We start from the raw sequence: 25,566 nt of genomic DNA, 5'->3' as shown, positions 1-25,566 counted from the left end.
TAACGCGTTTTTTTTTATTTTTCCGGTCCAAGCCTATAACAATTTTCATATTGTGGCTTTGTTTATTTTATGCATTAAACCTTAATAAATTTTTCAAGGGTAACTAATTATTATGTCGTTTGTTAACTTCAATCGTAATGAACTCCGGTAAATAGCTGGGAGTACATCCTTTTGCTACTATTTCATCTTTGTAAAGACCCGTTTTCTCACCAAGTTTAATACAACGTGCACGATTCTTTTCATCATAAACGCCTATCCAGCCTGCGGTGAAATTCATAGCCCATTGAACTTCCGGTTCTTCCTGCGTAATATTAGCTTCTAATTTAGATAGTAAGTCTGCGGTGTTATCAGGCGGTGTTTGTCCAGTCCATCTCAATCGCCCTTGATAATACCAGAAAGCTCGCCTTTGAAGAGCAGAAGGGCTATTTTCCCATGACTCCATCAATGCAATTGTCTTCTTGTCTTTGGTGAGCTGATTAGCCATTAGCCAATCCATTAAGTTATTTCGCTCATCAAAAGTGTGAGTCTGTATATCCTTATCAAGCTTATTTAGCACATCTTGTGAAAGAAGTTTTTTATCCATAATTAAGATTGCTAATAGTCTGGGCAAAAACTCTTCGGTTGACCAAAGTTCCATTGCTAGTTCGTGATCTTTTTTAATGTCCTTCGCAATTTTTCGTAAGTCGCCTAGCTTAATTTTACTATTGATCTGAGGTAGAATGTTTTCTGCTTTTGAAGAGCGTTTTATTTCTGTACCTTTATTTTCATTCATTTTATACAACTCCTTTATTAAAGCTTTCTCCACCTATAATAGAAGAGCAACCATCTTTAGTATTACACCCACTCACGATTATAATTGCCAACAGTAAAAAAGATGAAAGTAGAAGTATTTGCTACACTGGTATCCCCACAAGAATAAATTATCTACTCAAAAAACTACCACAACACTTCAACAAAATGACCCGTTTATTGTATAACTTAATACATTGTAAATTTAATCAAATAGTGTTTCCTTTGCAGGAGTCCGCGAAAACTCAAAGAGTGTCTTAATTTGAGACTCGGTATTTCTATTAGTAGAAAGCTGTGGTAAATTGTGTTCTGAAAAAAATCGAATTTCATTCGTTTCAATACCTACAGTAGCTTCTCCTCCAATAATCTCACACAATATAAATATCTTATAGTAATGATATGGTTCTGGAGGATGTGGGTGTTTATTATTATCCAATAAAGCAAGTAATCTGATTGGGAGTACATCATAACCAGATTCTTCTTTAATTTCCTTTACTACATTCTCTGAAGGGGATAATCCGATATCACAAAACCCACCCGGTAATGCCCATTTATCATCAATATTTTCTTTTACCATTAAAATCTGTTGGTTTCTAAAAACCACACCACGAACATCAACTTTGGGAGTTTGGTAACCAGCTTCATTCGCAAACAAATTCTTAATTTTGTTCATTTCAAGTTCAGTGTATTCGGACATAATCTCTACACTAATCTTACGTAATTCCTCATAACGCTCGATATCATAGATGTCTTTAGAAAATGTTAATCCTGCCTGAGATAATGCTTGTATTCTTTTTGCCCACTCCAACCATTGATGACTCATAAACCACCTACTTTAAAGGAGCTCTTGAATTCCTTTATACTTTTTATGATTGAGTCAGGTTGTTCACTAAATTCAGACGTTTGGTATTCGGGTAACCACTGTACGCCGATTGTATAAACGTTAGCTTGTACACCAGCTACAATATCCGCATCACTATCTCCAATATAAATCGCCTCAGAATTCTCTACTTTTAAAAGAGACAAGGCTTTCAGTAAACCCTCTGGATCAGGTTTAGGTTTTTTAACATCATCACCAGTTATTATGACATCAAACAAACCTTCCATATCTAATGCTTTTAGAGAGATATCTAAACTTCTTTTTGCCTTTCCTGTAAAAATACCTATTTTTATTTCTGCTTCTTTCAACGACTTCAATAAGTCTAGGATTTCAGGATTGTCTACTACCAAACTTTTATGTAATTCTGAATATTTTTTGTAGAAATATTCAATTGCATCTTCCTTATTAGGATTTGAAAGATTATTTATAATAATACCTGTTTCAGAAGGACCAAACATTTCTTTAATTTCATTTGTAGTAAGTTCCCTTTTATCAAATTCTTTAAATACAGTTTGAAAAGCATAAAAACAAATTGGTAAAGTATTCGCCAATGTTCCATCAAAATCAAACACTACAGCTTTCATAATTAACTCCTTTGGTTTAGCATAAGGACCGCAATCTTCACGCATACATTAATAGTCTAAACAATTATCTTTTCTGTTTCCTAAACAATTCTACATTTTCCGATAAAACCCTCCTTCTTTAAGTAAATGCTGTGTTAGTTGAACAAAAAAAGCTACCAAATGCGAAGAGTCAAGATAGTTGCACTGCTGTTTTTCAGCAATGCAATAAATCGTCTCTTTTACTGAGCGATACTAAATCTTTATTCATTACCATTCAATCGTCACGCACCGGATTTGGCTTCATACATATACAGCTCATCTCCGTCCAAAAACAGCAACTTGCTCTCACGGTTATTCACTAATTGCGGTTCGACAGGCTTACCATCCGGCTTCATCAGCTCGATTTTACGGACAGTCTTATATTCATTACCTTCACGTTGTAACTCAAATAGTGTACGTTCTCCTCTGCCTCGGTGTGCAACTATCGTCTCCCCGTTCACCGCAAACGCCCGAAAATAAATATCTTCGGGTGAATAATACAATGTGAGCCCCTCTCTCCGTACTCCAATCTTCGAATCAATGCTGAAGAAAAACCAAATTCCTCCATCAGCTATACCATTCAGCGCCAAACACTCAAAAATAAAATATTCCTTATCCTCTTCAAGCGAATCCTTCTTACCACCCGACGCGTCCCAGCCAACTAGCCCGCTGCGGCCAACCGGCTCCTTCCAGCCGTAATTGCCGAAAACGCCTTCATCAAAGTACCCTGTCCAAATCTCTTGATTCTTTGTTACGTACACATGCTCAATACCATCTCCTAAACAAAATGATCGGATGAAACACCCATTTTCATCATAGACACGTGCGTTTTCTTCAATATTTTGTGCATCATGGTAATACGACCGTGCACATACAAGTAGAATATGTCCGTCATCAATCGGCTGTATGTAATGATAATTCCATGTCTCTTCCGGCAAATCCAGCACTTTCTTCTGTCCATCTTTCAGATGAATGACTTGATATCTATAGCTTTTTTCCGTAACGCTTGCAGGGAAGCAACCATTGATTAGTGGAGCTTGCTCTTCCACAAGCAGGACGAATACATCGTTTTCATGTCCAAGTGCAATCGAAAGCGGCGTCATGTGTTTCAGCTCTTCGTGCAGGTTGGCTATTGGGTTCATGGGTATTTTGAGTATTGATTTCATTTTCTTTCAGCAACCTTTCCTGTTTTGACATACCCGGTTTCAGCAAATCATGCGCCGGATTGTTTAACTAAGACGAGAATTTATTGGTCCATATATAATTTACAAACTTTAACTTTTGACCATTCATTTCAAATTCTTCATCATTAGATTCTGTTTGCACAAATCCGTTTATCTCTAATACTTTTTGAGATGCTATGTTATTAGTCGTTGTTTTCGCATTAATTTGTTTTATATCAAGAACTGTTATTGTTTCTAGTAATAATTTCAGTGCTTCTTTTGCAACACCTTTTCCAGTATGCTGTTGTCCTACTCTATACCCTAGATGACCTATTTTTTGAGACCCATCAATATCAACCAAATTCATTCTTCCGAGAATGGAACTATTTTCATCTTTAATTAAATAGTAATATGAACCTCCCTCGGCCTGTTCCTTTAGTAATGATTCATGCCTTCTTTTAAAAATCTCAGGCTTGTAATAATCGTCTCCACGGGTCGGTACCATTTGTTCAAAAAAAGTCCTGTTTTCAAGTTCAAACATATACAAGTCCATTGCATCTTTCGGAAGTAATTTTTCAATCAATATATCCATGTAACATCCTCCACTCAATTTTTTATGTTTACATAAAACCAACATACCCTTTTATTTGGATTCTTGCTTATACCAGGACCTATTGCTGAAAAAGGCACAATTCATCTTTAAGAATTGTGCCCGATTGTTGAAGATTGTTATTTTCTAAACCGCTGAATTATCCCAGATGTTTTTCAAACCAGTCGCACGCTTCTTGCTTCATCTCATAATTAAATTGATGATTAATGAAAGGCATGCTAAGTTTAAAGTTATCAGGTTGTTCAGAATACAGCGGTAATAAGTTCTTGTAGAGTTCTAATGAATAAAAGTAAGGTGAATCAATGTCCTGGTCGCCATTAATAATTAGCAATGGCTTAGGAAAGAAACCACTCATCTTTTCGAAAGGGTCTAGTAGTTGAAAGTACTCAGTTCGTTTTTCAACTTCTTTCTCCGCATCATGAATCTGTGTACTCCATTGTTCATAGGCAGCGGTTGAAGTAATGGAATCCAGCCAGGCTTTTGTAAATGAAGGTTTACCTGCTATAGGAATAGCAACCTTTATATCGGGGTTATTTGCCGCTATATAGAATGCCGCATAACCTCCCATAGAAAAACCAGATAATCCAATTTTATTTGCATCAATCCTCTCAATACCCTTAAAGTATTCAATTAAGTTATGTATATCGATTGCTGATTGTTCAATAACTTCGTGCATATGGACGTATGTATCTAAGCCGGTATCTCGTGGAAAAACTTGAGTGAATCTATTGCTCTCATTTTCAACTTTTCTTTCCCCATGCCCTTTACAATCCATACTTACGTAATAAAAGCCTTTCTTTGCAAGCATATATCCAAAATCGATAGCTTGTTCACGATCCGCACCATAACCGTGAATAAAAAATACCAAAGGACAATTATATATTTTCTCCTGATAAATACTTAAAATTGGTATATCATTTACTATATTTGTTTCTAAGATCATTTTTGTCATAAGTAACCTCCCATTATTATTTCAATAATCAGCCTTTTAACAGAAACATTGTTATAAAAGTATCTCCTCTATTACTTTAAATACATTCTTTTTCAAATCCCACTCACTTCTGTTCACTTCAACAACGTACTTCAATTATCCTGCCTAAATAGTTTAAGTATCCTTCTATATGGCCCTAACCTCCACTGAAAATTGCAAATCATCATCTTCTTTCAAAGTGCCATTCAGCTTGAAAAATTCAATTTGCTCCACACCTGTTTTACTAATGAGCAATCTTTCTTTTTCACTCATGTTGTATGACTCTATGGTTATTTTCGTATTAGATGGAGATTTTTCGTTTTCTACAGGTTTTTCTACACTTGCGCACCCTGTTAACAACAAGGTGAAAATAATAAACAAGCAGTAGCCTTTAAAGTGTCGCTTTTTGTATCTCCCAATTAATCCATGTTTCATTAAATTATTTTAAATTACCTCCATTTTAGCAATAAGCATTCCCCCGTCTAATAACCCTTTTCATGAAGAAAGACGCTTTCCTTATTTCATAAAAGCGCCCGATTGTTGAAGATCGTTATTGAACTAAAGCCCCCGTTAGTGAATAAGGATTTTCAGTCATTTTCTATTTCTCATTTTTCTCAATAAATTTCGCTTTAAATAATATATAAATAACTAAAAAAATAATAGAAAGTCCTAATGGAGCAAATGTCACGAAATTAACTAATTCATTATTCATCTCTAGCCATTTTTTAATAGGTTCTTCTTGTTCAAAAACAAAATTCGGATTTTCCAATATAAAAGCAATTCTATTTAATAAAACTAAAAAACAAAACATAAAAAAAGATAATACGCTACAAATTAACATAAAAAACTCTTTTAAATTCATTTTATTCATAAAAACATCCTTTTACTTTTGAATCAATAATATCACTTATTCACTAAGCTGCCCCGTTAGTTCAAGCAGAAAAGAATGCCTTTTGGGTAGCTTTTTCTGCTAAAGCCCACGATAGTTTAACAAGAAAAAGTTACCTTAGTAACCTTCCTTTTTAGAGTAATATTTACACTATCTCGAAGAATTTTAATTAAAGTCGTTTAGTTTTGATTTACTTAAGCTGTTCTTTTGTTTAACTGGAAATCTTTGATAACAAAAATAAGCAATTATTAGTAAAATTAAGAGACCAATAATTCCCGTTCCTCCATCAATGAAGTATCTATGTTCTTTCGTTACTGTAAAATAAAAAATAAAAGTCCCTGATATATTTAGCATACCGTGCATTAATGCAACCGAGTATATCGAATTGCTTTTTTCATAAATGTACTGAAGTATTATTCCAGCTAAAACACAAAAAATCGTCATGAAAATCAAGCCTAAATGATGGTTCTCCCCGAAATTTAGGTCGTAAAAGTAAATCATAGGGGCATGCCATACTCCCCATATTAAACCGCCAAAAATAAGTCCCTTTTTTCCATATATTGATATTAAATTCGGATACAAGAATCCCCGCCAACCGAGTTCTTCTCCTATAAAAATAAAGATATTCAGTAAAGGGGCTAATAGTAATTGCAAAAGTGCAGCTAAAAGAATATTCGTGAAAAGTGAAGAGTTTTCATTATATGTAACCGTATCCCGTATCATTATATAGGCTTGTTCAATTGAAAATAGGTCTGGATTAAGTAGAAATGAGACAGCGTACACAATGACTATAAACAGAAAGCTAAACAAAGGTGCCAGTAATAAAAATTTTTTTTTACCTAACTGAAAACCTAAACCCCCTGAACCAAAAATATACTGTTTTAACAATAATTTTTGAATAAAAACACTCGTGATTAGCGGAATCAACATAAGGAATGGAGATAACATATCCATCTCTAAAAAATGAAATAATGCTGCCAAACAGAACGTCAGTAAAACAGTAGAAATAATAAAAATGAGCACAGCCCGTTTAATATTCATGTCTAATCCCCTTCCTAACTATTATTGATATTCAATATGAATTTGAATAAACCCTTCTTACACTAAATGCTGCGTTAGTAAAAACATTCCATACGTCTATTATTCTATTAACTTGGTAATAATTCCATTAATATCACTTTATTAGGGGGAATAGAATTGTTACTGTCAAAAGCATGGACTTTGTTTGAAGCTGATAAACGAATAGAGATTTTTCTCCGCAAACACTGAAGGCATACCTGTTACAGTCTTTGCTACTAATTGGTTATTTTAAGGATGTAGAGATGGAATTGCTGGATACAAATCAATTGAAGGAATATCTAGCTATATCCGGAAAGCATTTAAAACCGTCTTGCACATCGTATTCGCTTTATGAAATCGTTTTTTCGTTGGTCTCATGAAGAAGGCTACCTGAGTAAGAATCCAACTTCTAAAATTAAAGAACCCAAGGTAGGGAAACGGATACCCAAGTGTTGCTCAAATGCGATACATCAACTTAGACACAGCTATGCAACTCACTTGTTGAATAATGGTGCTCCTATTGAAGTCATTCAAAGTCTTATGGGGCATGAGAAAAGTGAAACCACAAGGTAAATACGCTCAATTAAGCGGAAAACTACGAAAAGAGTATTATCAAAAGTACTTTTAAATGTAAAATGAGCATCGCCTTAAATGACGTTGCTCTACTTTACTAAAGCCCCCGTTAGTTTAATAAAGATACAGTATTTATTATATAATTGATTAGAAGTGAATTTACGCAATCTCGTATTATTCCCGCAATTTTTATCTAATTAAAACTACACATCTGCACTTAATAAATTATAATCATTATCGAAATAGGTATGTATTCTGTGTCCACCAAACAAGTCTCCATCATAATATTCGCAGTATATATCATTGGCCCTAATTTTAATGTCATAGAGAATAATTGCTTCTTCAAATTCTGCTTTAGTTACATTATATTCTCCTGCATCAACGGCATCCCAATTTAAATTTTCATCATTCTCATCATACTCAGGCCAAAAATCATTTTTGTAATCAATTAATTTCTCTGCTATAGCTACTTTAGCCTTTTTATCAAATTCTTCTATACATACAAAAAGTTTTTCTGCTCTTTTAATCATCTTATTAATATCTATATATTCGCCTCTAATATCTAATGACCAATGTATTTTCCCCTCATTTTGCTGATATTCTTTACAATCCTCACTAAAGGTAAACACGCCAATTAATTCACTTTTTATTGATTTTTCCATCTTCTAATTACCTTTCTATTAAATTAATCTTCCATTGATTACATCAACTTAATCAGCTTTTGATATGATTTTGATAAAGAAGTGAAGCACCCGTTCGTATTATAAGCAAAGTCTACATATCATTTAAAAAAACCTTTCTTACGAATTCGAAAAATGTTTCTTCTTCTCTTGTTACAATTGATAAATCCTCGTGCCAAATCTCAACAATTGACCAATTCTCAGTTGGTAAAAATCCAGTTGCATCACCAGAAAAGTTGTCTCCAAATAATAAAACCTTTTTTATTTCTGGGTTAACAACTGCATCGTATATTTCATCAGCTTCAATTAACCCCTCGTAAAACATAAAATATCCATCAGCTACAGATCCAAATCCTACTTCTATTAGAAAGTCTCTATAATCCTGTGGAATATCACCAAATATTAAGTCTTCATCTACTTTTGATTTTGACAATTTCTCAAATCTATTTTCGATAGACGCTTGAGCTATTTTTTCGAGAATTTCTTTATATGACCCCATAATTCACTTCCCACCCCATTTCAATAGTACCATAAATATCCAAACTAATATTTTCCATATTAGTAAGTATACTTCAATCACTTTATTTGTTTTTCTTATTAAACTAAACTGCCCGGTTAGTTTAAGTACATTTCTTCACAAACTCATTTAATTTTAACATAAATATCCATATTTTTAAAAAAGATATTGTTCAATTATATGGCCCGATTGTTGAACAAAGCTGAATACGATTATTAAACTAAACTGCGCCGTTAGCACAATAAAAAAAGAGCTCTCTAAGCAGCTCATTATTCTTCAAGTAAAGCTCTCTGATTGAGATACAATATTTCAAAAGTTATTTATAAATTAATTTCACCTATCACATCTGCGGTAGTTTTATTATGTATTAATAAAGCGCTCCATTAGCTTGGTTTCTTCATTTAGTAATCGTGAAAGAAATAATAATTGAGGAAATGGTTGTAAGTTTAAATTCATATCTATTTCTGTTTTTAATATAGAAACTCCATCCATCTTTTGATAATCACTTAAAGTTATTTTCTTTCGGCAGATAAGTTGTACATTCTCTGGGGTAAGCAATAATAATCCTTTTGATTCGGAAGATGGGGCTGGCAGAGTTAATGTATTAGATAGATACATTATTGAATAAGAAGATTCTTCATTGCCCTTTATTAGAATAGGTACAACGGGTTCATCTATATTAACTTTAATAGGTTCCTCGTTCCACTCACTTAGGTAAAATGTTGTATTGGGATTAAAGGGAACAATTTCTACTTGAGCTTCTTCAAAAACTTCACGTTTAGCTGTATCCAACGCTGTTTCATTACCTTCTCTATGCCCTCCTAATCTGACCACTCCAAGTTTGTCACCTTCTTTTGTTGGACCAACTTGAAATACAAATAATCCTTTATATAAAACATAAGCACCAGAAGTTCGTACATTATTAGGAATTAACATAATTAACCTCCTTGTCCCAATTTTATTCTTCGTCTAAACCTGCTTCATTAATTTAAGCACATTATCTCACAATATTTAAATAACATTAACATAAATATCCAACAAAAAATCATCTCACTTTAGAAATTTATAGAGGTTTTTTACAAAAGATCAATCATGTTTATAAAGCTACATTTATCTCACGGCTTTACAAGCAAATATGCATCCGTATCATTTGAATAGTTACATTTCCTAATGCATGGCACCTTTTCGAAGCTTTTATCATAAAAATAATGGTAATAAGCTTATGGAAGGATGACATTTTGAACAGTACTATCACACATTTCTTTGGGCAAGCAATGACTGGGCAAGGTATGAAAAATGTGTATAAAGACATAATGAACGAAGCAAAAGCTGTATATCTTCTTAAAGGTGCACATGGTTTTAAAGTTTCAGAACTTTTAAAAAAACTAGGTTCGTACTACTTTGACAAAGGAGCCGAAATCGAATTTTTCCATGATCCCCTATTTGAGAATACAATTGAAGGGATTTTTATTAAAGCTCCTCACGATATATTATTCCTTCAAGCAACAAACCCTTCAATCGAACCAGTTTTTCTAGATACACGAGATCATGTAATATCCCTTTATGATTGTGTTGATGAGGAAAAACTTTACTCTAATATTGAACTATTCTCGTTTACTGAAAAAAAACAAACATACTTCGAACATTGTTTCACAGCACTGTCAAATGCGATTCACATCCATGATGATTGGGAAGTTGAAACGAGAAAACAGATGAATTGGAAAGGTTTGGATAATCAATATGCAGAATTAGTAAAAAATATTATAGGAGAGAAAAAACTAAAGCAATCATCTAAATTAACACATCGTCTTCTTGGAACATTAACGCCTGCAGGAGCTCGTGATACACTCGAAAGCATCACTCAAAATCTAGAAAAAAGATTGTTTATTAAAGGGTATCCGGGTACAGGTAAGTCTTCCATGATGAAAAAACTTGCAGATGAGGCATTAAATCGTGGATTCGATGTGCAGTTAGTATGGTGTGGGTTAGATTCCAATTCAGTTGATATGGTCATTTTACCTGAATTGAATTTTTGTATTTTTGATAGTACCGAGCCACACGTCTACTCCCCTGATGAAAACCGTCCAGGTGATGTAATTTTCAACATGGCTCAACACTGCCAGCCGACAGAAGTAGAAGAAACAAATATTAAGAAAATAGTCTCACAATATAAAGCTGCAATGGCTGAAGCGACTCGTTGTGCAAATCTATATGCAGAGGAAGAACGAAAAGTGCGAGAATTGATAGATGATGCAATTATTATAGATGAATTTGACAAACAGACAGCGAAATTGTTTGAGTTAATATAATATTTCCCTTTATATTCAGATACATCTCCTATTCATATAAGCTATTTCGAATTTATTAGTGCATTAGCCATTCCCCCAAAGGCTACCAAATTTAACAATAAACACGCATCTTTTAATCGCTTGTTTCGTTATACTTTATATGAGGTGATGATATGGAAAAGTGGATAGGTGCGATTACAGCTTTCGTACTACTAGCAGGTGGTGGTTACTGGTGGCTTGGTACTGAAATTGACAAAGGAACAACACCGGTTGCCGATGGTACTAATGACTATATGATAATTCTCGGCGCAAAAGTAAAGCCGAATGGGGCCCCTTCTCTTTCCTTACAAAATCGCTTAGATGTCGCTGTAGATTATTTACAACAGTACGAACATGTTCAAGTTATTGTGTCAGGTGGGCAAGGAAGTGATGAGCCTGCAACTGAGGCATCTGTTATGGCTAAATATTTAATCGATCGAGGCATTAATGCATCCCGTATTTTACTTGAAGAAGAATCTACTTCTACATATGAAAACTTCCTTTATTCAAAAGCACTATTGCCTGAAGAAGTTACGACATTAACAGTTGTATCAAATGATTTCCATTTACGACGCGCTAAATATTTAGCCCAAGTTGTCGGTTATGAGGTTGATTTACTTGCTGCCCCTACACCGAAAGTAGTGGAAGCTAAATCAAGATTTCGAGAGAGGCTTGCATTATTAAAAACGTATGTAGTAGGAAAATAAAATGCTCTGAGCAAAATCGCCCAGAGCGTTTTTTTATTTTTGCATCCAGTTTATAAAGTTGTCGATAACTGTATCTAAAAATTTCACAGTACTTTCATCAGTTAAGTTGCCTGCTTCATCAAATTTCGTATGAGCTGCGCCAACATATACTTCATTCCCCTGTAAAACTGGTGAGCCTAACCCAGCGGCGAATAAAATGTCACGTAAATGCATTTGTGCCTTTACAGTACCTAAATTCCCCATTGAAGCACCCATAATGAATGACGGTTTACCAATCATTACTTTATCAACACGTGATAACCAATCAATCGCATTCCCTAATACACCTGGAATGGAAGCGTTGTATTCTGGCGTTACCCAAAGCACCGCATCTGCAGCTTTAACTTTTGCTTTAAAATCTTGAACTGAGTGTGGTGGATTATTTTCGTCATCTTGGTTATACATCGGAATTTCATTTAATCTTAAAATTTCAAGTTCAAATTTCTCCTCATAACGCTGTTGAACGAATTTTGCCAGCTTCATATTTAATGAGCCCTCGCGTAAACTACCTACAATTGCAACTACTTTCATACTAGTAAAGCCTCCATTTCTGAATCTCTAAATAAAATAATCCCTCAAAAAATTTCACTAAACATTAAAATCATTGGGGAAACTTACAAAATATACTGTACGCCTCGGATTTGAGAAATGCAACAATCTCGACTTCAAAGTAAATAAACATGAATATATATTAACGAAGAATAGCCGATTCAAGAAAATTACCGCAGAATTGTTCTCCAAAAATAAAAAAACGTAATAATGTTTTATTAAAAACATTTTTACGTTTTTGTTTCTAGAGCTGTTATTTCACAATATAGCTTTTATACATTTTTCGTCTATTATTACGCTGTTACATCACGTTTCATAAATGACCAGTAACTAATAATTAAGAAAATGATAGCGTACACAGCAAGGATCGCTAATGAAAACGGCATCGTTATTCCTTCAATCATAAAGTAACCTGTTTGGTACTGTATTAAATCGTGAGCGAGCCAAATGTATTTAGCAAACCAATATTTACTTAATAGCATAACTACTAATGACCCACTAAACGATAAGAACATTGTTAAACCAATGGCTAATGCACTCGAACGGAATACTGAACCAATTAAAAAGGCAAATAATATGGACATCGTAAAATTACCTAAAGATAAATAGGCTTTTTCAAATAGGTCACCCCATGTATCCACTTCTTTAATGATACCGTCAACCATTGTTAGCTGTACACCAGATTCTTGACCGAATAATACTAGCCCAACAATCGCTGTCATTGCTAGCGAAACGGCAATTAAGAAGAAACCATATAAAAAGGAAGTAAGTAGCTTTGATGTTAATATTTTCGCGCGTGATACGGGACGTGTTAGCAGCATTTTTATAGTACCGGTTGAATATTCGCTAGATACAATGCTAGCAGCAATAATGACCGTAAACAGCGTTACGAACATAAATAAATCCACACCGAAGGACATAAAGCTAGCAAAAGATTCTCCTTTCTGTGGCGCAATATTTTCTGCTAAACGGTATTCAGCAATCGCAATATTGTCCTGTAAATACGATGCATAATCTGCGTCAATGTCTTCTTGAGCTAGGCTTTCTTTATCCATTTTTAGCTCTTCCTCAACAACTGTACGCCAATCTCTATCATCTGTATTACTATAGTACTTATTCAATCCTCCAAAACCGATTATTACTACAATTAAAATAATGAGCATTACCCAAGTCGATTTTTGATGCCATAGTTTCATCCATTCATTTTGTATGAGCTTCAGCAATTTGCCCACCTCCAGTCATTTCTAAAAATTGATCTTCTAATGTTTTTTGATGTGGCTGTACCGCAAAAATCTCTACGCCCTCTGCAACAAGTGCAGCAACAAATCTTGGTACACTTTCTTTATTTACTTGAAGTTCTAACCCTTTATCCTGTGTTAAAAAATCAAATTTCATCGCACGTGCAATTTCCTCTACTTTTGCTAGTGGCGTTGCTTCAACGTAATACACAGTTTCAGCTTCACTATGCATCTCACGAATATCAATAAGTTTACCGTTTTGTATAACAGCAATACGATCACACATTAACTCGATTTCAGATAACATGTGGCTCGATACGAATACAGATACGCCGTCCTCAGCAGCAATCTTTCGTAGATACGTTCGGAATTCGCGAATACCAGCAGGGTCTAGCCCGTTTGTAGGTTCATCTAAAATTAAGAATTTAGGTCGGTGCAATAATGACTGTGCTAATCCTAATCGCTGGCGCATCCCTAATGAATATGTCGAAACTTTTTCATGAATGCGTTTTTCTAAGCCAACTTGACGAATAACTTCATCAATTCTTGTTTTATCAATATTGCCGTGCATTCTAGCAAAGTGTAGTAGATTTTTATAACCCGACATATATTTATACATTTCTGGATTTTCTACAATTACTCCAACTTTACTAATCGCCTCCTCATAATGCTTATCGAGCGATTGTCCTTCAATAATGACTTCACCATCAGTTGGGTGCATTAAACCCGTCATCATACGAATCGTTGTCGTTTTACCTGCTCCATTTGGTCCTAAAAATCCTGTAATTTGTCCTGGGTATAAATCTAAATTAAGATTATCAATTAATTTTTTGCCGCGAATAACTTTTGTTAAATTTCGCAACTGTACTATCGGTTTTTGCTCCATTTATTTCACCCTTTCATTGTAAATTGATTTCATCCATTGCACAGCATTTTGATTGTGCAAATCGCGAATGGATTCAACATCTTCCTGTGCATAAATACGGCCACTTTTTAATAGAAGAATTTGATCTAGAATTGGTTCTACTTCATGTACTTCATGCGTCGACAGTAAGATCGTTTGTGTCTCAACATCAGTAAATCGAATTAATCCTTTAATAAGCGATTCTCTAACCATAGGGTCAAGCCCAGAAAATGGTTCATCCATTAAATAGAACGGCACATCTCTACCAAGAGTTGCCGCCATTTTTACACGGCCTCGATTCCCTTTTGATAAATTTTTAAGCTTCACGTTTTTGTCTATGTCTAAATATTGCGCTATGATACAAGCTTTATCGTAAGAAAAGTCTCGAAATTGCGACTCGTAAAAGCGGAACACTTCCTCTGCCGTATAAAATTCATAAAATAAATCGGTATCCGGTAAATATGCAATTTGATCCGCACTTCTTCTAGTAACGGTCATCCCATTTACTGTAATTTCTCCATTAGTTGGTCGCAAAATACCTGCAATTAGTTTTAACAATGTTGATTTTCCACTACCATTTTCACCAACAAGTCCAATAATTTGTCCAATTGGTAGCTCAACAGAAAGGCTCTCTAGTAAAGGTTTGTTGTTATAACGAAATGAGACATCCGATAGTTGTAACACTTACTTCACCCCCTATTTTGCAGCACATGGACCATTTCCTCTTTCGAAAAACCGAGTGCTTCAATTGATGTTAAAAAATTATCTGCAAGTTGGTACATCATTTCTTCTCGCAATGCAATAATACGTTTTTCATCCGATGTAATAAATGTTCCTTGCCCGCGCCTAGTTTCTGTTAAATCCATCGCTTCAAGCTCCTTATATACACGTTGTACTGTATTGACATTGACACCACTCTCAATTGCATATTCACGCACAGACGGCAATTTATCCCCTAGCTGAACATTGCCCTTTATTAGATCACCACATATTCGATCAACTAGTTGGCTATAGATCGGTTTGTCGCGTGAAAAGTCCATTGTCATCGCGTCACCACCTTCTCTAGCCACTTATTACTTACGATGAACATTAAAATTAAAGAACTCCATGAAAAAATCTCTTCCACAATATATATGGAGCCAAACGTCATACCTGATCCTGGTGAATTTATTGTTAGAAGATTGGTTGCTAAAAATTCGAGCGACAGTTCGCTATTTTTTAGTAATAAAATATACAATGGATTTTCTACCAACTTCACTAAAAGGATAATACCTGCGATTATCGCTATAGCGGTTATAAATATTGAAAACTTACCTACGTAACGTTTTAGTTGTAAGTTGAACACAAAACAAAGATGAGCGATAACAATAAATGCACAATAGAAAAGCACTGCGATTAAAATCATTAGTACACAAGTATTTGCGTACTGCAAAAAGGTTCCTTTTAATATTTCTTGTGATAAATATAATCCGACTGCTGAGATGATTAATGTAAATACTAAATAGGTTATTATTGTATAAAGCATTTTTACACCAACTAATGTGTTCATCGATACTGTAGAATGTAACCAAATTTCCTTTCTTCGAATATCAGCGCGCAAGCTTGAAATAAGTTGCATAAGTGTAACCCAACCACCCATTGCTAATACAAAAAACATGAGTATGAATGAAAGCTCACCCTTTTCAACATTAATTTCCAACATCTCTGTGCAAACATATGGCAATCCAATTAATATAAGTGGTCCAGCTATCAATAATAGTAATAGCCAGCTTCTATACTGCACCCACTCTTTACGCAATAATCCTTCAAACGAGCCCATAATTCCCTCCTGCGCCATAGTGTACTAGTGACATATTACACCATAACTAAATGGAATGCAAATGGGTATTTATATAAATTTTGTAAATATATTTTTAGCTGTGCTTGGAAATACACTATTTATTACTAAAAAACGCCCAAGCTTCGATGCTTGGACGCGCTTTTCATTGTTCAATTTTAATTTCCTGTGCTTTTATTCATCTATCTGGTTTGCTACTGATTTTGTACATTTCATTTCTTTCGCCAAAACCGGGTAAGGCAATTACTAATTCATAACTTTATTTAATACCATAACCGATCATCTACTTATCAGAAAGAAAAAACGGGGTGTCCAGAAAGTAAAAGCTTTCTGGACACCCCCTTTAATCATTAATAATTATACATTTTCAAATATTACTTCTGCGGTGGTCGCATCAAAATGCCACCATCCTCGTCGCAAAGGGTCTGTCTCAAAATGTTTTTTCAGACGGACCCTTTCGAATTATTATTTTTCATAAATACAATACGTAAATGTATACCCATCCGGTGCGATTACCGGCTCGCTCTCGCTTACTAATTGCCAGCCTTCATACTGCGGAAAATACGTATCCCCTTTAAATTCGTGATTGATAATAGTAATGTAAAGGCGGTCAGCAATGTCCATTGCTTGAGAGAAAATTTGCTGCCCACCAATTATCATAACTTCCTCAACATCTTTCACTAAATTAAGAGCTTCCTCTAGGCTATTTACTACTTCTATTCCTTCAGCTGCATATTCTTTATTACGAGTAATGACGATATTTCGACGTCCTGGCAATGCTTTACCGATTGACTCGAAAGTATTACGCCCCATAATAATTGGTTTTCCCATCGTCATTTCTTTAAAATATTTCAATTCACCTGGCAAATGCCAAGGCATAGCATTTTCATACCCAATAACACGGTTTATATCATGTGCGACAATTAACGAAATCATAAAATCCTCCTACTACATGAGTTTTATTTCATACATATAGTATAACAATAACAGTTCTTTTCCAATCTTTTTCAGTAAATGATTTAGAGCATTTATAAGAAAGGTTGTCCAATGTTAAGTGAAGCGCTCTTATTCATTAAAATTTCGGCCATCTGTTAACTAGAATCTCCACCGCTTTTGAATCATCTTTCGTGAAATTTTTATACCATTTATAAGGCCTATGATCAAACTCATATAAATAGTCCATTAATATCCAATCAACAGTCTTTAAATAGTTATTATATATAACACGCTGCTCGAGTGATAATGAACCATTTTTTATTAAATCGTATTGTAATGCTGCAATTTTATCTAATAAATAACTAATTTTACTTACTTTATTTTCTATACTTGCAAATGCTCGCGATTTATTCGTTAATTGCATTGGCATTGTACTAAGCAAGTGTCGATTGTCTTCCCTTACATCCCAATTAGCTTCTATTGTATTTTGGATTAATAATCGTGTTTCTTTTACAAGTAATTCATGCTGAAATCCAATTTCTTTTTTCAAATCTCGCTTTTCTTTATATAAATTCAAACTTGTGAACATTATGACAACAACTACAATTATCATATTCCTCTTATTAAACAATTTGTCCACTTTTCGCCACCTTCTTTGATTCAATATATTAACCTTCTATTAATAAGTTAATATATGCGATTACATTTGAAAGTTTCCAAAAGTTTTTCAGATTATTTGTCTTAAACGAGGAATATATTAGTTAAATGAGATGTATTACATTAACTAAGGAGTGAAAACATTGTATAGACGTAACAATTCAGCAAAGTTTTCATATGCGTTGTTATTTTTTATTTTAAATATAGGCTTCATTTGGTTAGTCACTCAAATTTCAAGCATTGTCGTTTCCATACATAGAATGAACATGAACGAAAGAAAAGGCTATTTGATCACTCTTTCGAAAGAAATTAAACTATTTATTGCACATACTAGCATCATGTTTTTTATCCAATGCATTATCTTATTGTATATTTATAAGTTTTTCAAACAGATGCATTTTAATAAATCTGTTATACAGTTTAATTTAGCTGCTCATCTTTTGCTATTTTTGTGGTTTGTTTTCTCGGTATTTCAACTTACTATAAATGGTGATTAAATAGAAACATTCTCTAAATGAACTACCCCACAAAAGTTTGACACTCATCCAATTTTTACTGGCGTATTGCCATGAAAATTAGAACTAAAAAAATCTATTCAAATAGTAAAATCTTGAATAGATTTTTTAAAATTATCGAACTTAATCAACAGTTACTTCATATTCCATATCAATAGACCGTTCTAATATTTCAAATATCGTAATTAAATCTTGTGCTATCTCCATCTGCTCTGGATCATCACTTTCGTATGACTGTGCCGCATCCTGATAATGCTTTAAAGAAACACGAGTTAAATCTTCTTTTACAATATATTTTAAATCAAATAAAAAAGATCTATATGGTTCTTCTATTAAAATTAAATACGGATCTACGAAAATATATTCCCCTTGCTCGTTCGTAGTCACTTTTAAATATTCATTTTTTGAAAGGAATGGCAAGTTCGGCTGAGGTTCCATTGGTTCTAGTCGTTCGGGTATAGATTCCGCCAGTTCATTCAAATAATCTTCTGTAATTCCTACAAGTTGCTGATATTCTTTTTCCGCTTCACCACTTGGATACGCTCCTGTTTCATCCAATCCGATTCCTTTATTAAATATGTCTTGATGAAGTATTTCATACTCTCGATTTATTAATAAATAATTTTCAATATATTCTTCCTCAGTAATTTTTAATTGCTTGAACATGTTTTCATAGTATGCTTTTATATTTACATCCTCCATTCCATCCTCAAGTTCCATTTTTACAAGTTCTTTATAAAAATTACGTTTTTCTTCATCCCATTTGTAATCATGCTTCTCCAAATAATGGAAAAGCGCATATTTCTCAATCGTTTCAACCAAACTATGAAACTCAACAGCTTCTTTTGATTCCATTGCATACCCACGATAAAACATTTCGTATTTTGTAATATTTAGCGTAAGTTGATCGAAGTTACGAAATGTAACAGGTTCTGCTACTACTGGTTGTGATTGCAGCTCCTCTGTTTTTATTAATTTGGGTGATAAAATGATTGCCCCTATGATAATTAACATCATTACAGCAGCAATAAGTAGCATTATGTAAGGCTTTTTAGTTCTTTTTTGTTTGTTTGTATTTCCCTGATCTGTATCTTTTTTATTACTCGGCGTAGAATTCTCCATAAGTTGCACCTACCTAATTTTATATAATTTTACAATAAAGAATGTAACTCCTATTTTTAAAATAGTATACTACCCTTAATAAGTAATGACAAATAAGCTCTAGTATCTTTAAGGGATATTAGAGCTTTTTCAAATCTTCAGGAAAAAAATTTTCCCTTATTTTTGAAACAGATAATAAGATTGTTCCGTCTAACGTTTAATCATATAGGGAGGTGCTTTATGACACAGCTCGAAAAGTTTATTTATGAGCACGGTGAGGAATTACTTAGACTCGCTTATACATATGTCAAAAATAAGCAAGTCTCGGAAGACATAGTCCAGGACGTGCTACTGAAAGCTTTTGAAAAACAAGCTTCATTTCGTGGTGATGCCACATATCGCACATATTTATATCGCATGACAATTAATCGAAGTTACGATTATTTACGAAGCTGGCATTATAAAAATACGGTAATGGGTGAAAAAATACATCGTTTATTTAGGGGATCCAGTGAGTATAATGCCGTGACAACATTTGAATCTCAACAACTCGCACAAGCTGTATTAGACCTACCACTCAAATATCGTGAAGTGATTGTATTAACTTATTACTTAGATTATTCATCAGAGGATATTGGGAATTTATTTAATTGTTCACCTGCAACTGTTCGTACTAGACTAATGCGTGCTCGTGAAAAACTCAAATCTGTACTAAAGGAGGAAGACTTTGATGGAGCATTTTAAGAAGAGTATGAATGAAGTAATTGGTAAAGAACGCTGGATGACGCATGACCTAGCAAGAAAAATGTCTGAACCAATTAACAAACCTAAGCGAAAGACTACTCCCGTCTATGCATTGCTAGGCTGTGTTACTATTGCAGTTATGCTATTTATGATGACACTAGGACCGAACGATACAGGGATATTGCCTGCAACGACAACACAAAAGCTTGGTGAAAACGGTGAACTATTTAACCAGTATTTTGAAGCAATAAAAACTCAGGATAGGGAAACGCTTGACCTTATTGCATACAACTCTAATAGTCTTACTTTAGATTGGGTATATAATCTATATTTAGATGAGCTATATAGTCGATATGAATATACAGATTTTTCAAAAACAGAATTTATTACTGAACTCGACAACATCATATGGTTGAAATTTGTTATGTATAATAAGGATGGAAAAAAACGCAGTGAATTTGCAACCTACTTTCAAATAATAGATGGGAAAATATACGAACAATTTTCTGCTCATCCGTTTTTTGAATATGATCAATTTGATATTGAAATTGCACAGGCGCAAGCTATTTTTGGCTCTGGACCATATCAAAATAGGCATTCACAGCAGCTGTTCATAACAGAACAAGGGACATTGATTCTGTTTGGCCATCTTACATTTAATTTTTCATTATATAATAAAATTGGAACAGCTATTGATCAATACTTAAAAGGGATTGATCAAGATAATTTTACGGATCAAGAATTCCATCATCCTCGACTGATATATAGAAAGAACGGAGAGATGTTATTAAAAGCAGATGGGTTTGAAATCGTCTTTACGAGAAAAGGGGATCGTATATTAGTCGATAACTATGGCTTTGAATACTTTCAACAAGGGAGACGTTAAGTAATTTAACCCATAAATATTGTGTTAGTTATGGTTTATGACCCTACTCTAGCTTTGCTAAAAATGATTGCTTTTCCATCTGAAGGAGTCTGCCCTCAACTCCAATCACCTTTATCATCAATTCAAATATATAACAAATCTATTTATATAGCCGACCAAATAGTTTGAAAATCCCCAAAAACGGTAAACAAAGCAAAAGCTTTATTTACCGTTTTTTTATATTGCATTTTATAGCTATTTTTTTACTAACTCATTGTTATAAGTTCACAAATGCTTCAGATGCATCTAGCTTCACCTTAATAACACCCGTTTCATATAGCCAATCAGCTGTTTTCTCCCATGACTCTTGCTCCTGACGACCAAACTTTACGCCTCCATCATCCATTAATGGTAAAAGAATGTTCAAGCTTTCTTTTTCGACAGCCATATCTAATGGGAAACTATCATTTTCATGGTTGAATAGCACTTCCAGCCCTGCATCTGGATCACTTTTCACATCTTCATGTCCTTTTGTAACAGCTTGCCAAAATTTTGTGATTTGCTCTTTTTTCTTATCGAACGTTTTTTCTCCTGTTACAACTACTAACTCATAGCCGTCAGGAACACCGTAATCATCCAATTTTAGTAAATCGATTTTGTATCCTTCTTTTTCAAGGAGAACCATTTCATGAATAATATATGCCCCGACAACTGCCTCTACTTGATCAGTCGCTAATGATGGCATTAAGTCCCAACCAACGTCCGTCATTTTCACTTGTTGTACATCACCGCCATCATTAGCAACCATTGTAGCTACAACTGCTTCGCTAACTGTTGTGGATGGATAACCTACCCTTTTTCCTTCTAAATCTTTTGGCGACTGGATACCACTGTCCTCTTTGTACATAATGGCATCTAGTGAATGTCTTACTAGTGCTGCGACCGATACAACCGGTATGTCCTCAGCACGTGAAACTAATAGCTGTGATTGGTAACTAATTGCTAAATCTACTTTCCCTGTAGCCGCTAGCTTTAAAGGATCGTTTGTATCAGCTGGCATTATAATTTCCACATCTAAACCTGCATCTTCGAAATAGCCTTTTTCTTTTGCAACATATATAGCGGAATGAACGGCATTTGGGTACCAATCTAGCATAATACTAATCTCTTCTAAATCATTCGTTCCTTGTGCATCACCCTTATAAGAACAGCCTGCCAAGAACATTGCGAAACTTGCTAGCAATAATGTTAATACATAAAGTTTCTTCATATAGTAAAAATACTCCCTCTACTTGTTTTTCCATCGTAATACACGTGTTTCAATCATCGTAACAATCGTAAATAGCACGATTCCTAATACAGTTAAAATGGCGATAGCTGCAAATACACCTTCTGCATTCAAATTTCCTGACATTCTTCTACTATAATAGCCAAGTCCTTCACTCGCTCCGAGCCATTCCCCAATTGTAGCCCCTACTAAAGCGTAAACAATCGCTAGTTTTAATGCAGAAAAAAATGACGGCAGTGCCATTGGAATTTGTAATTTACAAAAAATATGCCAACGAGTAGCACCCATTGAACGAAATAAATCAATATACTCCCGATCCGTTGCCTTCAAGCCATCATAAGTGCCAACTACAATTGGAAAAAAGGAAATCAAAATAGTAACCGCAACCTTACTCCAAATTTCATAACCAAACCACAGTATAAAAATTGGCGATAATGCAATGATCGGAATCATTTGTGAAATGAGAACAGCGGGATAAAGCATTTTTTCTACCGTTTTGGAGTAAAACATACTGACCGCAAGTAAAACACCGCCAACTACTGCAACTACAAACCCTATCGAAAATTCTAATAATGTAACAGGAAGATGCTCTAAAAAAAGCGGCTGCCAATTATCAATGATGAGCATTAATACACCGGTAGGAGCTGGAATAATAAACGCCGGAATCATTTCAGCACGTACCGCCCACTCAACAGCTAGTAAAATTGTGCAGCTAAACAATAAAAATAAATAATACGTTTTAAACCAATTTTTAATAGTGTTCATGAGCAATCTTTCTCTCTACATTTTTTCTTAAAGTAATAAATTCCATCTCATATAGCATGTCCGGTTGACGTGGACGTTTTAAATGGACAGGAATCTCTTCCAGTGTTTTGTCTGCATGTAGCAGCAAAATCCGGTCACTTAAATAACAAGCCTCGTCTAAATCATGCGTAATAAATAGCACTGTTTTATTCAGCTCCTGCCAAATTGACAATAACCAAGCTTGCATATCCTTTTTCGTAAAAGCATCCAGCGCACCAAAAGGTTCATCTAGTAATAGTACGTCTGCACCTACTAACAGTGCCCTTAAAAAGGACACTCTTTGCCTCATCCCACCAGATAATTGCTGTGGAAGCGCATTTTCATATGCTAATAGCCCAGCACGCTCAAGCCATTTCCTAGCCTCTTCCTTCGAATAGCGTTGTTCTTTTTTCACTTCAGATGGCAGCATAATATTGTCTAAAACCGTTCGCCACGGTAGTAATAAATCACGCTGAGGCATATAGCCAACATCCCCTAGTCGAATCGGACGCCCATGGATGGTAATTTCTCCTTCATCTTGCTGTAACAGCCCCGTTATCAATTTCAAAATAGTACTCTTTCCCGTACCGCTCTTCCCTATTAATGAAACGAACTCGCCCGTTTTAATTTCTAAATCAAGGTTCGAAATCACTGCCTGTTCTTCATAGGAATATGATATATTTTTCAATTCGAGTGTCATATTTGTTCATCCATTCCGCAAATTAAATAGGCCAATCACGTTTGAAGTAGTTCATATCCCAAAATAGATACTCATACTTCGATGTAATTTGGAAATGCTTTTCAAGTACTGCTAGCTCGCGTTCTGGCTTCCCGTCAGCAAGCTCATCCATTAAATCAATTAACCATTTCGCTCCTTGGCCAAATTCCTCGGAGTCATACGTTTCAATCCACTTCGCATATTTGTTAGTTGCCAATTGATCACCATATTGTTTTCTTAATAGTTTCCCAATTTCCCAATAATCCCATGCACATGGAAGGAGGCTCGCTACAACCTCTGCTAAACTACCATTTTGCGCAACATTTAACATATAGTTTGTATACGCTAAATTGTCTGGCGTTGGCTTTGTTTCCTCAAGCTCTTCTCGTGTAATACCAAATTCAGCCGCAAATTGACGGTGAAGTTCCATTTCAAAATGTAATGTATCATGTAAAACACTAGAAAATTTGTTCATCATGTCTAGATTATGTGCTTTCGTCACACCTACTGCAAAGAGCTTCGCATAATCGATTAAATATACGTAGTCCTGCTTCATGTACTGAATGAATTTTTCCTCAGCTAATGTCCCTTGTCCTAGCTCCTGCACGAATGGATGCTGGTGATTTTTCTCCCAAATCGGTTGTACATTTTCATAAAGCCTTTTTGTGAATTTTGTCATTGTAATTCCTCCCAAAATTGTTATTAGAAATACACAGATAGATTAAGAAAAGTGCAAGCGCCTTGTTCAGCCCCTACAGCTGCTTGCAGACCCGTATTGAAAGCATCTTTTCAGCTTTCGATTAAGGGACTGAAGCGACCTCGAGGGGCTAGGCGCTGGAGCTAGACAATGCTTCAACTCCAAAAATTTATAATTTCTTATACAGCAAAATAAAACAAGATATCGGCACTTTTTTGTTGTAATCTATGAAACTCGTTATTACCTATACGCAAAAAAACCGCTTCCACATACGGAAAGCGGCTATAAAAAAGCATCTAGCTTTTTTATACCTACTTTCCTACGCTAGTTTTAACTAGATCAGGTTCAAAGGGTACAATCTCAGCCAATTCGGCGCCCCTAGTAGTGTTATTTGCTTTAAAATGGTTTTTGGCATTGGTGTATTTGCGAATTCTAAATCTTTCAAGTGATTTCGCAAAAATATTTGGTAAAAAATAAAACCCCACTCACAAGCGATGAGTGGGGAGAATAAGCCATTCTTATCCTACAACAACCACTTTCCTACGCCTAGTGTGAACTAGTCCAGGTTCAAAGGGTTTAGAACAATTGTTCAATCTCAGCCTTCGAAAAGACTCCCCTAGTGCGTTCTAATTATTACTATATATAACATTAACATGGATTTTTTAAAAGGCAAGTGAAGATTTATTATTCTCTTTTTCTTGCATCGAAAAAGTCGTACATAATTGCATATTCCCTACAGAATCTATCTTGCTTTTTTTAAAAACATTAAAACTAAATGCTAATTTGTCAAAAAGTCAAAATTGACATACAACATATTTAAAAACAAGTGCCAAACAAGCCTTTTTTCCTACTATTGCACTTATTTAAAAATAAGTCGTATATCGTTTTCGCAAAACGAACAATTTTGACTTTAGAAAACGTTACAAAAG

The 25,566-nt window shown here is 34.6% G+C and carries 29 protein-coding genes, 1 pseudogene and 2 riboswitches; of the genes and pseudogenes, 5 read left to right on the top strand and 25 right to left on the bottom strand.

Going from position 1 to position 25,566, the window contains the following annotated elements:
- Nucleotides 1-103: 103 nt before the first annotated feature.
- From AAFN87_RS14980 to AAFN87_RS14940, 9 genes are all read right to left on the bottom strand, one after another.
- Nucleotides 104-772 carry a DNA alkylation repair protein gene (locus AAFN87_RS14980; protein WP_347791875.1) on the bottom strand — a complete coding sequence of 223 codons (669 nt, stop codon included), beginning with the start codon at nucleotides 770-772 and terminating at the stop codon, nucleotides 104-106.
- A 222-nt stretch (nucleotides 773-994) separates the two neighbouring features.
- The gene (locus AAFN87_RS14975; RefSeq protein WP_347791874.1) at nucleotides 995-1,612 is read right to left on the bottom strand and encodes an NUDIX hydrolase; all 618 of its coding nucleotides are present in this window, start codon (nucleotides 1,610-1,612) and stop codon (nucleotides 995-997) included.
- On the bottom strand, nucleotides 1,609-2,256 hold the full coding sequence (locus AAFN87_RS14970; protein ID WP_347792044.1) for an HAD family hydrolase: 648 nt from the start codon (nucleotides 2,254-2,256) through the stop codon (nucleotides 1,609-1,611). Before AAFN87_RS14970 ends, AAFN87_RS14975 begins: the two co-directional genes overlap by 4 nt.
- Before the next feature lie 257 nt (nucleotides 2,257-2,513).
- On the bottom strand, nucleotides 2,514-3,374 hold the full coding sequence (locus AAFN87_RS14965) for a hypothetical protein (RefSeq protein ID WP_347791873.1): 861 nt from the start codon (nucleotides 3,372-3,374) through the stop codon (nucleotides 2,514-2,516).
- A 130-nt stretch (nucleotides 3,375-3,504) separates the two neighbouring features.
- Complete coding sequence (locus tag AAFN87_RS14960) at nucleotides 3,505-4,026, bottom strand: GNAT family N-acetyltransferase (protein WP_347791872.1); 522 nt, start codon at nucleotides 4,024-4,026, stop codon at nucleotides 3,505-3,507.
- Between the two features lie 157 nt (nucleotides 4,027-4,183).
- Nucleotides 4,184-4,996: an alpha/beta hydrolase family protein gene (locus AAFN87_RS14955; RefSeq protein ID WP_347791871.1), complete on the bottom strand. Its 813-nt coding sequence runs from the start codon at nucleotides 4,994-4,996 to the stop codon at nucleotides 4,184-4,186.
- A 165-nt stretch (nucleotides 4,997-5,161) separates the two neighbouring features.
- Complete coding sequence (locus AAFN87_RS14950; protein ID WP_347791870.1) at nucleotides 5,162-5,449, bottom strand: hypothetical protein; 288 nt, start codon at nucleotides 5,447-5,449, stop codon at nucleotides 5,162-5,164.
- Between the two features lie 163 nt (nucleotides 5,450-5,612).
- Nucleotides 5,613-5,885, bottom strand: a complete 273-nt coding sequence (locus AAFN87_RS14945; protein WP_347791869.1) for a hypothetical protein — start codon at nucleotides 5,883-5,885, stop codon at nucleotides 5,613-5,615.
- 183 nt (nucleotides 5,886-6,068) lie between these two features.
- Nucleotides 6,069-6,944, bottom strand: coding sequence for a CPBP family intramembrane glutamic endopeptidase (locus AAFN87_RS14940; protein ID WP_347791868.1), 876 nt, complete (start codon nucleotides 6,942-6,944; stop codon nucleotides 6,069-6,071).
- A gap of 156 nt (nucleotides 6,945-7,100) precedes the next feature.
- On the opposite strand from AAFN87_RS14940, the pseudogene AAFN87_RS14935 reads away from it, so the two are divergent.
- A pseudogene (locus AAFN87_RS14935) lies at nucleotides 7,101-7,590 on the top strand (tyrosine-type recombinase/integrase).
- A gap of 148 nt (nucleotides 7,591-7,738) precedes the next feature.
- Here the strand turns inward: AAFN87_RS14935 and AAFN87_RS14930 are convergent.
- From AAFN87_RS14930 to AAFN87_RS14920, 3 genes are all read right to left on the bottom strand, one after another.
- A complete protein-coding gene (locus tag AAFN87_RS14930) occupies nucleotides 7,739-8,197 on the bottom strand; it encodes a DUF2262 domain-containing protein (protein ID WP_347791867.1) in 459 nt (152 codons plus the stop codon).
- 112 nt (nucleotides 8,198-8,309) lie between these two features.
- Complete coding sequence (locus AAFN87_RS14925) at nucleotides 8,310-8,714, bottom strand: SMI1/KNR4 family protein (protein ID WP_347791866.1); 405 nt, start codon at nucleotides 8,712-8,714, stop codon at nucleotides 8,310-8,312.
- A gap of 378 nt (nucleotides 8,715-9,092) precedes the next feature.
- Nucleotides 9,093-9,671: an NUDIX hydrolase gene (locus AAFN87_RS14920; RefSeq protein ID WP_347792043.1), complete on the bottom strand. Its 579-nt coding sequence runs from the start codon at nucleotides 9,669-9,671 to the stop codon at nucleotides 9,093-9,095.
- A gap of 299 nt (nucleotides 9,672-9,970) precedes the next feature.
- On the opposite strand from AAFN87_RS14920, the gene AAFN87_RS14915 reads away from it, so the two are divergent.
- Both AAFN87_RS14915 and AAFN87_RS14910 read left to right on the top strand, forming a co-directional pair.
- Nucleotides 9,971-11,041, top strand: a complete 1,071-nt coding sequence (locus AAFN87_RS14915; RefSeq protein ID WP_347791865.1) for a nucleotide kinase — start codon at nucleotides 9,971-9,973, stop codon at nucleotides 11,039-11,041.
- A 152-nt stretch (nucleotides 11,042-11,193) separates the two neighbouring features.
- Entirely contained in the window at nucleotides 11,194-11,766 is a 573-nt protein-coding gene (locus tag AAFN87_RS14910) for a YdcF family protein (RefSeq protein WP_347791864.1), read from the top strand.
- 33 nt (nucleotides 11,767-11,799) lie between these two features.
- Here AAFN87_RS14910 and AAFN87_RS14905 read toward each other — a convergent pair whose 3' ends face one another.
- The 9 genes from AAFN87_RS14905 to AAFN87_RS14865 form a co-directional block, all read right to left on the bottom strand.
- Entirely contained in the window at nucleotides 11,800-12,336 is a 537-nt protein-coding gene (locus AAFN87_RS14905) for an NADPH-dependent FMN reductase (RefSeq protein WP_347791863.1), read from the bottom strand.
- 311 nt (nucleotides 12,337-12,647) lie between these two features.
- On the bottom strand, nucleotides 12,648-13,586 hold the full coding sequence (locus tag AAFN87_RS14900) for an ABC transporter permease subunit (RefSeq protein ID WP_347791862.1): 939 nt from the start codon (nucleotides 13,584-13,586) through the stop codon (nucleotides 12,648-12,650).
- Nucleotides 13,555-14,478, bottom strand: a complete 924-nt coding sequence (locus tag AAFN87_RS14895) for an ABC transporter ATP-binding protein (RefSeq protein ID WP_347791861.1) — start codon at nucleotides 14,476-14,478, stop codon at nucleotides 13,555-13,557. The genes AAFN87_RS14900 and AAFN87_RS14895 overlap by 32 nt, the downstream gene beginning before the upstream one ends.
- Entirely contained in the window at nucleotides 14,479-15,180 is a 702-nt protein-coding gene (locus AAFN87_RS14890) for an ABC transporter ATP-binding protein (protein WP_347791860.1), read from the bottom strand.
- Between the two features lie 5 nt (nucleotides 15,181-15,185).
- Entirely contained in the window at nucleotides 15,186-15,542 is a 357-nt protein-coding gene (locus AAFN87_RS14885) for a GntR family transcriptional regulator (RefSeq protein ID WP_347791859.1), read from the bottom strand.
- A complete protein-coding gene (locus AAFN87_RS14880) occupies nucleotides 15,539-16,315 on the bottom strand; it encodes a hypothetical protein (RefSeq protein WP_347791858.1) in 777 nt (258 codons plus the stop codon). Before AAFN87_RS14880 ends, AAFN87_RS14885 begins: the two co-directional genes overlap by 4 nt.
- A gap of 483 nt (nucleotides 16,316-16,798) precedes the next feature.
- A complete protein-coding gene (locus AAFN87_RS14875; protein WP_347791857.1) occupies nucleotides 16,799-17,269 on the bottom strand; it encodes a dihydrofolate reductase in 471 nt (156 codons plus the stop codon).
- Nucleotides 17,270-17,405: 136 nt separating this feature from the next.
- Complete coding sequence (locus AAFN87_RS14870; protein ID WP_347791856.1) at nucleotides 17,406-17,909, bottom strand: hypothetical protein; 504 nt, start codon at nucleotides 17,907-17,909, stop codon at nucleotides 17,406-17,408.
- Nucleotides 17,910-18,564: 655 nt separating this feature from the next.
- Nucleotides 18,565-19,563, bottom strand: a complete 999-nt coding sequence (locus AAFN87_RS14865; RefSeq protein WP_347791855.1) for a hypothetical protein — start codon at nucleotides 19,561-19,563, stop codon at nucleotides 18,565-18,567.
- A gap of 219 nt (nucleotides 19,564-19,782) precedes the next feature.
- On the opposite strand from AAFN87_RS14865, the gene AAFN87_RS14860 reads away from it, so the two are divergent.
- Nucleotides 19,783-20,286 (top strand): sigma-70 family RNA polymerase sigma factor, encoded by a 504-nt coding sequence (locus tag AAFN87_RS14860; RefSeq protein ID WP_347791854.1) that lies wholly within the window; start codon nucleotides 19,783-19,785, stop codon nucleotides 20,284-20,286.
- A complete protein-coding gene (locus AAFN87_RS14855) occupies nucleotides 20,273-21,172 on the top strand; it encodes a hypothetical protein (protein WP_347791853.1) in 900 nt (299 codons plus the stop codon). The genes AAFN87_RS14860 and AAFN87_RS14855 overlap by 14 nt, the downstream gene beginning before the upstream one ends.
- Nucleotides 21,173-21,428: 256 nt before the next feature.
- Here the strand turns inward: AAFN87_RS14855 and AAFN87_RS14850 are convergent, their stop codons facing one another.
- Genes AAFN87_RS14850 through tenA form a run of 4 tightly spaced genes read right to left on the bottom strand, consistent with a single transcriptional unit; the run spans nucleotide 21,429 to nucleotide 24,619 of the window.
- Entirely contained in the window at nucleotides 21,429-22,421 is a 993-nt protein-coding gene (locus AAFN87_RS14850) for an ABC transporter substrate-binding protein (RefSeq protein ID WP_347791852.1), read from the bottom strand.
- Nucleotides 22,422-22,439: 18 nt separating this feature from the next.
- Nucleotides 22,440-23,204, bottom strand: coding sequence for an ABC transporter permease (locus tag AAFN87_RS14845; protein WP_347791851.1), 765 nt, complete (start codon nucleotides 23,202-23,204; stop codon nucleotides 22,440-22,442).
- Nucleotides 23,191-23,922, bottom strand: coding sequence for an ABC transporter ATP-binding protein (locus AAFN87_RS14840; protein ID WP_347791850.1), 732 nt, complete (start codon nucleotides 23,920-23,922; stop codon nucleotides 23,191-23,193). The genes AAFN87_RS14845 and AAFN87_RS14840 overlap by 14 nt, the downstream gene beginning before the upstream one ends.
- A 22-nt stretch (nucleotides 23,923-23,944) precedes the next feature.
- A complete protein-coding gene (tenA, locus tag AAFN87_RS14835) occupies nucleotides 23,945-24,619 on the bottom strand; it encodes a thiaminase II (protein ID WP_347791849.1) in 675 nt (224 codons plus the stop codon).
- Nucleotides 24,620-24,936: 317 nt separating this feature from the next.
- A riboswitch (TPP riboswitch) is annotated at nucleotides 24,937-25,027 on the bottom strand.
- A gap of 130 nt (nucleotides 25,028-25,157) precedes the next feature.
- A riboswitch (TPP riboswitch) is annotated at nucleotides 25,158-25,265 on the bottom strand.
- Nucleotides 25,266-25,566: the final 301 nt, after the last annotated feature.

The organism is Solibacillus sp. CAU 1738, assembly GCF_039888725.1.
Taxonomy (GTDB): domain Bacteria; phylum Bacillota; class Bacilli; order Bacillales_A; family Planococcaceae; genus Metasolibacillus.
The sequence above is the reverse complement of the archived record's forward strand: the minus strand, read 5'-3'. Positions and strand labels throughout refer to the sequence as shown.